The 8897-nt window shown below is 65.7% G+C and carries 5 protein-coding genes and 1 pseudogene; 4 read left to right on the top strand and 2 right to left on the bottom strand.

Annotation, left to right across the window (positions count from 1 at the left end):
* Positions 1 to 156 precede the first annotated feature (156 nt).
* Positions 157 to 519: pseudogene (locus C2R25_RS12190) on the top strand (transposase); the annotation flags it as partial.
* Positions 520 to 964: 445 nt separating this feature from the next.
* Here the strand turns inward: C2R25_RS12190 and C2R25_RS12185 are convergent.
* Both C2R25_RS12185 and C2R25_RS12180 read right to left on the bottom strand, forming a co-directional pair.
* On the bottom strand, positions 965 to 3604 hold the full coding sequence (locus C2R25_RS12185) for an AAA family ATPase (RefSeq protein WP_103729466.1): 2640 nt from the start codon (positions 3602 to 3604) through the stop codon (positions 965 to 967).
* Positions 3601 to 4719 carry a DNA repair exonuclease gene (locus C2R25_RS12180; RefSeq protein ID WP_103729465.1) on the bottom strand — a complete coding sequence of 373 codons (1119 nt, stop codon included), beginning with the start codon at positions 4717 to 4719 and terminating at the stop codon, positions 3601 to 3603. Before C2R25_RS12180 ends, C2R25_RS12185 begins: the two co-directional genes overlap by 4 nt.
* Positions 4720 to 5110: 391 nt before the next feature.
* Between C2R25_RS12180 and opgC the strand changes: the two genes are divergently transcribed.
* The 3 genes from opgC (at position 5111) to C2R25_RS12165 (ending at position 8843) form a co-directional block, all read left to right on the top strand.
* Positions 5111 to 6361 (top strand): OpgC domain-containing protein, encoded by a 1251-nt coding sequence (gene opgC, locus C2R25_RS12175; RefSeq protein WP_103729464.1) that lies wholly within the window; start codon positions 5111 to 5113, stop codon positions 6359 to 6361.
* A gap of 63 nt (positions 6362 to 6424) precedes the next feature.
* Positions 6425 to 7357 (top strand): glycosyltransferase, encoded by a 933-nt coding sequence (locus C2R25_RS12170; protein WP_103729463.1) that lies wholly within the window; start codon positions 6425 to 6427, stop codon positions 7355 to 7357.
* Positions 7347 to 8843 carry a lipopolysaccharide biosynthesis protein gene (locus C2R25_RS12165; protein ID WP_103729462.1) on the top strand — a complete coding sequence of 499 codons (1497 nt, stop codon included), beginning with the start codon at positions 7347 to 7349 and terminating at the stop codon, positions 8841 to 8843. Before C2R25_RS12170 ends, C2R25_RS12165 begins: the two co-directional genes overlap by 11 nt.
* The last annotated feature ends 54 nt before the right edge of the window (positions 8844 to 8897 follow it).

Here is an 8897-nt window from a genome sequence, read left to right as displayed (position 1 = left end):
CATGGTCGGTCTGTCTCCAAAGGGTTGAGTCGACAACTTCACTCTAGAGACCTGCGGGCCGATCATGACCGCCTTGATAAAGCCTGCGGGCGCTACGCGCCCTTGCCTTCATCAAGGCAGTGCGCCCCTTCGAGGGGCCGCTTCCCAATGTGCTACGGCACCGAGCTGACGTCGAATGCCGTCCTTGCCTGGTGCGGCGGGATGGGCGTGGAGTGGCACTACATTGCCCCGGGCAAGCCGATGCAGAATGGCTACGCCGAGAGCTTCAACGGTCGCATGCGCGACGAGCTGCTCAACGAGACCCTGTTCCTGAGCCTGGACCACGCTCGTGTGGTGATCTCCGCCTGGGCAGAGGACTACAACCAGGAGAGACCGCACTCATCCCTTGGCTATGAAACCCCTGCGGCCTTCGCCGCTGAACTGCATAAGCAATGGCCTTCTTCGCTACGCCCTACGGGCTCCGCTCCACAGGCCATTGCTTCATCCGCGCTCATGCGCAACAAAGCTGCCCGGCTCTAATTAGCGCTGGTGGAAACCTGGGGGTCAGGTCACTTCATGACACCCACCAGCGCTGTTCTGAGTCGGGCGGCTTTTTTACCCTGTCACCTAATTGCCACCGGCCGATGAAGGAAATGCGGCCGGCGTCATAAACCCCAGAGATGTCTGAGGACCCGCCTCAGCCCGTCCGCCCGCCTCAATCTTGCGCCCGGCACCGTCGAAAGACAAGAACCCGTGCGTGTTCAGGCATTCATCGCGCACCCAGCCGGGAAGCTTCCGACGCAGGTGGGCTTGCCCGGACCATTGCTGTCGGCGCTCCGGAGGGGGGAGGAAAGGCACCGAAACGCACTTTCAAACCGGCGCTTTGATGCTTGCTGTCGGAACCAGGCCCCCGGCTCGACGTAGCTTGGCCCGCTGTGGAGAACGTCGTCATCGACGTCCCAAGATAGCGCCTGCTCGCTCCTCGTTACATCCGCAGCCGGTTCCCTTCGACGTGCCGGAAAGCCCGCTCGCGGCAGGTCAGGAGGATTACCTGCATGCGTTCTGACGCTTCAAGGATCAGGTCGGTCATCGCGTCGAGGCGCACGTCGTCGGAATAGACCAGCGGATCGTCAAGGATCAGCGAAACGGGGCGGCCTTCTTCGAGCAGCATATCGGCGAACGAGAGCCGGGTGAGGAGCGCGAGCTGTTCCTGCGTTCCTTTCGACAGCTGCTCGCACGCCTCTTCCACCCCCACGCGACGGATGGCGGTGAGGCCCAGGTCGTCGGCGAAGGCGGGCTCCGCGCCCGGCAGGATGCGCCCGACGTGGCGGGCAGCGCGGGTGGCCACCGGCCCGGTGATCGAACGCGCGGTTTCCGCCTGCGCCTCGGCCAGCGTCTCGCGCAGCAGCTTGAGCGTTTCGGCCTCCTCGGTGATGCGCACGAGTGCGGCGCGAGCGGCTTCGTCCTCCTCGCGCGCGGCGGCGGCGTGTTCGGCGAGGCCCTTGCCGCCGTCGCTCTCCACTTGCGCTTCGAGGCGCGCGATGCGGGTGGTCAGGTCTGCGCGGCTCTCCTCCGCGGCCCGTCGGCGCGCGGCGAGGGTGTCGAGGCGGCGGGTGAGGGCGGTTTCGTCGAAAGCACGGGCGTTGGCTTGGGCCTGTTGCAAGGCGAGCGATGCGGTGGCAGCAGCCTCGCGCGCGGCCGGCAACGTCTCGGGGAGGTCGGTGAAGTCGGCATGTGCGGTGAGAAGGGCCAGTTCCTCCGCCACGCGGGCGAGGTCGGCAGCGGCGGTGCGCTCCTCGATGGCGAGCGGTGTCTGCGCCTTCTCGGCCTCGCGCGCGTCGTCCTCCGCTTGGCGCGCCTGCGCTTCGGCCCTGGCAAAGGCGGCGTCGGTGTGGTCCTGTTCGGCCTCCAGTTCAACCAGGGAGCGGGCAGGCGAAGGCGCGTGAGCCTCGGCGGGTGCGGCAGCGAGGGGATGAGCGGCGACAAAGGCGCGCAGCGGCCCGGGCCCGGCGGCAAGGTCGAGGTCCCGATCCGCCGGCGCGGCGGCAAGCACGCGCGCGGCCAGCGTCTCCAGAGCGCGGCTCGCTTCGCGCGCGGCGTCGTTGCGCGCCTGCGCCTCGGCCAGACCGCTCACCTGCCACTGCGCGAGAAGCGCGGCGCAGCGAGCCTGCGCGGCGTCGAGCGCGGCCTGTGCGCCGACCAGCGCCTGCGACGGGCGCAGCACCAGTTCGCCGCCGCCGGGGAGGCCTAGCCTCGTCTCGCGCGTTAACGTCCACTCGCCGGCTTCCAGCGGCGTTCCGTCCTTCGTGACGCCTCCTGCGCCGACCAGTTCGACGCGGGTGCCGTCGGCTTCGAGAAGGGTGCGGTGGCGTACGACTTCGCGCTCGGCCGCGGTAAGGTCTTCGAGAACCTGCGCCGGGACCGCCTGGCGCACCGTTGCATCAAGGGGCGCGCGTTCGGCCTCCAGAGCGGCCACATGGGCAAGCCGCTCATGTGCGGCGGCGATCTGCGCACGGCGACGCTCGGCGGTGTCCTGCGCGCGCGCCTGTGCCAGAGCGGTGCGCGCCGCCTCACGCGCGGAAAGCGCGGTCGCGAGCGCTCCGCGTGCCGTGTCGGCGCGGGCGCGGGCCGCCTCCACACCTGCGGAGAGGTCTGCGAGTTCGGCGCGGGCGGCCTGCTGCCGGTCCTGCGCGCCCGCCTGCCGTTCCAGCGCGGCGGTATGACGGGCAGCGAGATCCTCCAGTCCGTCGCGCCGTGCTGCCGCCGCTGCCGCCTCGGCCTTGCGAGTGGCAAGCTGCAGCGCGGCACCGCGCGCGGTTTCCAGCCTTGCCAGCAGACCTGCGCGCTCAGCAGCGTCCGGGTCGTTCTCCAACTCCCGGCGCAATGTGGAAAGCTGGCGGCGGGCGGCATCGAGATCGGCGAAGGCAGCTTCCAGCAGCCCCTCGCGCCGCTCGGCCTCGGCGAGCGTCTCGGCGGCTGCGGCGACCCGCTTCTGCGCGGCGAGCAGGCGCTGTGTCGGCGCGCCGCTCCTGCCGGTGAAGTAGGCGGCGTACTGGGTGTCAATGCGCGCGCGGATGCGTTCGAATGCGGCACCGCCGACCAGGGCGCCGGCCTCGCTTTCCAGGGTTGCGCCGATCAGATCGCGCAAGGAGGAGCCCGGAGCCTCGACGCAAAGCCCATCCGTCTGGGCCACCCACAGCAGGCCCAGCGCGCCGTGCAGCGCCTTGTCGAACCCTGTGCCCTGTTGCCCCGCCTCGAAGCCGAGGAGGGCCTGCAGCGCCTGCTCGGCCGCCTCGCCCTGCTGTCGGCCGGTGGGGCCGGACAAGTCGACCGAGGCCGACTTGATGAACCGCTTGGTCAGCGACCAGCGCGCGCCCGCGACATCAAAATCAAGCGCCACCTGCGGGCCGACATTGTCGCCGACAGGCTGGAACGAGCGGATCAGCCGCGTTGTCGAGCCGTGCTTGAGGAATAGCGCCGCCCGCACCGCTTCCAGCAGCGTGGACTTGCCCGTCTCATTCGGTTCGATGACGATGTTGAGGCCGCCGGTCAGTCCGGCGACTTCGTGGGGCGCGCGGAACTTTCGGAAATTTTCCACCGCAATGCGGCGGATCAGCAGGCTCATGCGGCCTCTCCGCGTTCACGAAGCGCTTCTACGAAGAGGCGCTCCAGCGCGCGGCGGGCGCGGGGCGCATCGGGGCCGTCGTCGGCGATCCTGGCCCGCAGCAGCGCACCGGCCCGGCCGATCATGCCTTCGCTGGACAACGCGGTGAGGTCTTCCTCGGTGGGCCTGGCCACCACGTCGGCGTCGCGTACATCGAGATGGCGCAGGCGGTGGGTCAGGTCGTCCTCAATGCGGGCCAGCATCGCCACGCGGTCTGTCAGCGGGACGACACCTGAAAGCGTCAGGCGCAGAAGCGTGGCGGCGGGCTCGCACGACGCCAGCAGGTCGTCGACGAGCGCCGTGAAGCCGATCGCGTCCGCGACGGGCCAGTCACGCGACAACCAACGGAAGCGCCCGGTGGGGATCGGCTTGACGGTGGTCGTGCCGGACATGAGATCGACCAGCAGTGCCTGTCCCGGCTCGTCCCGGCCAGGCTGAAACCGGTCGGTCTCGGGGGTGCCGCAGTACCAGGTGCGCGCATCGACCTGCAGTGTGCCGTGCCAGTCGCCGAGCGCCAGATAATCGAGGTTCGAGAGCCGCGCGCGGTCAGGCGCAATCATGTTCTTCGTCTCGCCCTGTGTGCCAAAGCCGCGGATCGAGCCGTGAGCCAGCCCGATGCGAAGCCGCGCGCCGGGAGTTTCCATCCGCGCGAACACCTCGGTCGGGTCGTCGAGCGTATGGCGGTGAAGCAGCGGCGCGGGCAGCAGCCATACACCGTCTGCGATCTCGTGCGCGGCGGGGGCGGTCAGGACGGTGACATTCGCGGCGGCGCGCCTTTGCACGCGGTCCCAGATGCCGCCGTTTCGTGCGAAATCGTGGTTGCCGGGCAACAGCCACCAGCGGCAGGCATGGCGCTCCATTCGGGTGACCGCCTGGACCACCGTGCGCTCATCCGGCCCTTCGGTGTCGAACACGTCACCCGCGACCAGGATATGACCAGCGCCATGCTCCACCGCCGCCCTGCCAAGGGTGTCGATAACGTCGAACCGGGCTTCGGTGAGCGCGGCGCGGGTCTCCGCATCGAAGCGGCCGAAGGGTTTGCCGAGCTGCCAGTCGGCGGTGTGGATGAAGCGCATGGGGTCCGATGTCCGCGAGTTGGGGTTCGTCGTCTAGCGCGGGGTAAGCGCCCCGGCTACGATAGAAACGGTCATTCGGTAGAACGCTCGCTGAGCGGCGGTTTGCAATTTTCCCGTGGATCGCCCCGGTACGCCCTCTGCCGCAACAGTCGACCAAAAGGGCATCGCTGGCACCAACCGGCGGAGGCTAGCAGCCATGTGCGCCAGCTTTCAATCTCTGGGGGCAGCGAAATGAGCTCAAGCCGCCTTTCGCGTCCGGATTTCCCGGGCAGCCTATTGTAAAGCTCTGAACGAAGGCAAAAAAGAAGCGCCGCATCACTCTTTTTAGAAGGCCTCTTGTCGCTCGCTCTTGGATAATGTCCGGCCGGAACCGGATAGGGAGTCTTCTGTGATGCCACCAGGTGGCAAGATCCCGGGACTGGATATCGCACGGACCGTGGCGATCGTTCTGGGCATGCTGAATCACTCCTTCATCGCAACAAATGTCTGGCGCGATTTCTTCGAAGGCAAGCCGCACGTGGCGTTCGCGGTGAGGCTTGCGACCCCCATGTTCATTATCCTGTTCGGTGCTCTGCTTGAAATCGTCTACAGAAGACGCGCCGTTCGCGACGGAATGCAGTCGGTCACCGCCCGGCTTTTCGAACGGGGGCTGCTTTGCTGGCTTCTGTACGCCCTGACTTTGCTGCCGTTGCTTTTGCTGGGAAAGACGAGCGTCAAGAGTGCACTGTTCGGCGCTCTCCTTCTGGGCAAGATCCCTTTGACGGACATATTGCGGTATTACGCGATATTGTTTTTCATGGCGCCGCTTCTACTTGTCGTGCGGCAGCGTTGGGGCCTTTATCCGCTTCTCGCCACGACGACCCTCCTCCTGCTGGCGCACCCCCTTTTTGTGCTTCTTCCGGCGCCGGACCCGGAGTTCGCTCATTACGCTCCGGCGCGGATGGCAGACCTGATCCTGGGCATCGGGGACGCCGTCACCGGTCCTTCCGTGCTGCACAGCCTGTTCTTCGTCGCCTTGGGAATGCTGATCGGGCGCATTCTGAACGAAGAGCGTTCCGGTGAAATCGTGGCGAGGAGGGCTGCCACCGGACGATTTGTCGTGCTTGCCGCAGCGCTGGGACTCGGAGCGCTTGCCACGGCACTGATGGGGCCGGAGAGGGTGACGGCACAGAGCGCTGCGGGGATGGTGCTCAGGAATGCGAACCATCCCTTCTACTTTTTCGCCGGTGCGTGCGGTGCGACAAGCATCATCGCGCTGTGCCGCCTTGTCAGGCACGAGGGAAGCTGGACTCAACGCGCCACCATACCGGGCCGTCGCAGCCTGTTCGCCTTCTCAGCGGGCAATGCGTTCCTCATCTGCGTCACGTGGGACTACGGTTTCGACATCCCGGGCCGGCTGGCGCTGAGCGGAGTGTTCTTCCTTACAGTCATCGTGCTGACGGCCCTGTACGATATCCTGATGCGGCCGACAGCACGGACGTCCTCGAACAGGCTGGTGCGGGTGGCATCACGGTGCTGGGCCGCGATCGCCGATCCCGTGAACCAGCGGCTTCGCACGGCAGCGCTGGGGCTGACGGCGTTGCTCTGGCACGCGCCGGTTCTCTCCAAGCGGGCAGAAGCGAGCGGTGGCCAGTGCCTCTGATCTGTCCTCTGCCCCGTCGATCCGATCAACTCCTGCTCCCGGCCTTGAGTGAGGACTGAAAGGATGAGCGCTATCATGCCTGAGGTGTCCGTAATCCTGCCCGCGTACAACTGTGCGGGTTTTGTGGAACGCTCCATCCGGTCCGCGCTGGATCAGCCGAGCGTGGCTCTGGAAATCGTCGCGGTCAATGACTGCTCGACCGACGATACGCTCGCGGTGCTGCAGGGGCTTTCACGGCAGGACCCGCGCCTGCGCGTCATCGACAGCAAGAAGAACCTTGGCCCGTCAGGCGCCCGAAATCTCGCGTTTGAGCATGCCGCTAGCGAATGGGGAGCCATTCTTGACGCAGACGATGCGCTGGCACCCGGTGCGCTGGAGCGCCTCGTGCGGATTGCGAGGCCCCGGGACGCTGACATCGTGGCCGGATCGGTGCGCTTCTTCTCGCACGCCCGTCAGGAGATGTCGCGCGCCGTGTTCAAGGAAGATGCCCCGGTAACCGTCCTTGGGCTGCGGGAATTCGTCGACGGCGCACGACCGCACAACAGGGAACCGGACTATGGCCTGCTGAAGCCGCTGTTCCGGATTCCTTTTCTAAAGGAACATGGCCTGAAGTACCGTACCGACATTCGCCATGGCGAGGATTTCCACTTCGTGGTCGAGGCGCTCGTGAAAGGCGCACGCTATGTGCTGGCGCGTGATGTTCTGAGCTACATCTACACGACGCGGGATTCCGGCCTCAGTCGAACCCTGGTGGACTATGGTCGCATGATTGGCGAAACACAGACCTTGTCTCGCCATCCCTCCTTCGTCGCCGATCCGGGAGTGTCGAGCGCGTTCAGGCGCCGTGCGGATGCCCTTAGAGTGCATGAACTGAATGAGCTTCTCGGAAAGGCCGACAGCCTGCCGTCCAAACTCAGGGTCGCGAGGAAATCGCTTCGGACTTCCGCCGGTCAGGGCTGGCTGAAGAAAAAGATCGTCAAGTACATTGGGCGCTAACCCTTCCGCACTCGATGCCGGCCGCGCGCCAGGCAATCACGCGTCGATCCGTCGCAAGTCGGCACAGGGCATCGCCATAAACATGACCGCCCAGGCCTTCCGCTTCGGGCTGCAGTTCGTCGTATCCATTGTCATGGCCCGCCTTCTTGGGCCGTCCGAATTCGGCCTGCTGGCAATGGCCGCCCCACTGATAGCCTTTGTGGCGCTGTTTGCGGATCTTGGCCTCAGCCAGGCCACGGTGCAGCGGCCGGAAATCAGCCAGGCCCAGCTAAGTCTCATTTTCTGGACGAGCGCGCTGGTCAGCGTCACCTCGGGCGTCATCGTCATGCTGGGCGCTCCGCTGGCGTCGATCTTCTACGGTGAACCACGCGTTCAACCCGTACTCGTTGCGCTCGGCGCCATCCTGATGTTGACGGGCTTCTACAATCAGCACGTGGCCTTGCTTAACCGGCGCCTCGCATTCGGTTCGCTGGTGGCGGTCGATCTGGGGTCCTATACCTTGAGCTCCATTGCCGGCATTTCAGCGGCACTGCTCGGCTTTTCCTACTGGTCGCTCGTGATCAGTCAGGCGACGCTTACCATCAGCGCGCTCGTGCTGGCATGGTCGCTGGCGCGCTGGGTGCCGTCACGGCCCGGCAAGGCGCCAGAAGCGCGGGAAATCCTCGGCTTCGGCGGCAACGTGACCGGCTTCAACATCTTCAACTACTTCGCCCGCAACCTGGACAACGTCCTCATCGGGCGAACTCTCGGCGAGGTCCAACTGGGCATCTATGATCGTGCCTACAAGCTGCTGCTGTTGCCTCTCAGCCAGATCACCGGCCCCATCGCGAAGGTCGCCACGCCCCTTCTTTCAAGACTTGACCAGGACAGGGAGAAGTATCGCAGGTCCTATCTGATGCTTCTGGAGACAGTCATACTTCTCACCTACCCGAGCATCCTGGTGACGGGGGTGGCGAGTCAACTGGTGATCTACACTGTCCTTGGAGCGAAGTGGTATGCTGTAGCCCCGATTTTCCAGGTCTTGGCGATAGGAGCACTCTTCGCGCCGGTCAGCAATAGTACCGGATGGCTGTTCACGACTCAGAACCGCACGCGCGAGATGAGAAACTACGGCCTTCTGAGTTCACTTGCCTTTGTTGCTTCCTTCGTCGTGGGGCTTCCATGGGGCATACAGGGTGTAGCGAACGCCTACATCGCGACAGGGTGCGTACAGGGTCCGCTGCTATGGTACGCGGCCACGCGGAGGGGGCCGATCACCTTCAACGCATTGTTGCGCGCACTCATCCCCTATGCGCTGGGGGCGATTGTGACGTCAGGAACGGTGTGGCTTTTTACCCGTTACCTGGCGGCCAGTTGGACGAACGTCGTCCTGCTTCTCGCCATCGGCCACCTGGTCTTCTGGGTGACAGTCGCCGCTACCCCGCGAGGTCGGGCGACCCTCAACACCCTGCTCGACGAGGGCAGACGCCTGATGCGGCGATCGTAGGCGCTGTCTGGTCGTACGTCTCACGACCGGCACGTGGCCTGCTTGCTCAGGCAA

This window comes from Novosphingobium sp. HII-3, assembly GCF_002916655.1.
Taxonomy (GTDB): domain Bacteria; phylum Pseudomonadota; class Alphaproteobacteria; order Sphingomonadales; family Sphingomonadaceae; genus Novosphingobium; species Novosphingobium panipatense.
This window is presented reverse-complemented; position numbering and strand designations above follow the sequence as displayed.

Excerpts from the sequence above, each read along its gene's own strand:
- opgC (WP_103729464.1), top strand. The coding sequence starts at position 5,111 with ATGCCACCAGGTGGCAAGATCCCGGGACTGGATATCGCACGGACCGTG.
- C2R25_RS12170 (WP_103729463.1), top strand. The coding sequence starts at position 6,425 with ATGAGCGCTATCATGCCTGAGGTGTCCGTAATCCTGCCCGCGTACAAC.
- C2R25_RS12180 (WP_103729465.1), bottom strand. The coding sequence starts at position 4,719 with ATGCGCTTCATCCACACCGCCGACTGGCAGCTCGGCAAACCCTTCGGC.
- C2R25_RS12185 (WP_103729466.1), bottom strand. The coding sequence starts at position 3,604 with ATGAGCCTGCTGATCCGCCGCATTGCGGTGGAAAATTTCCGAAAGTTC.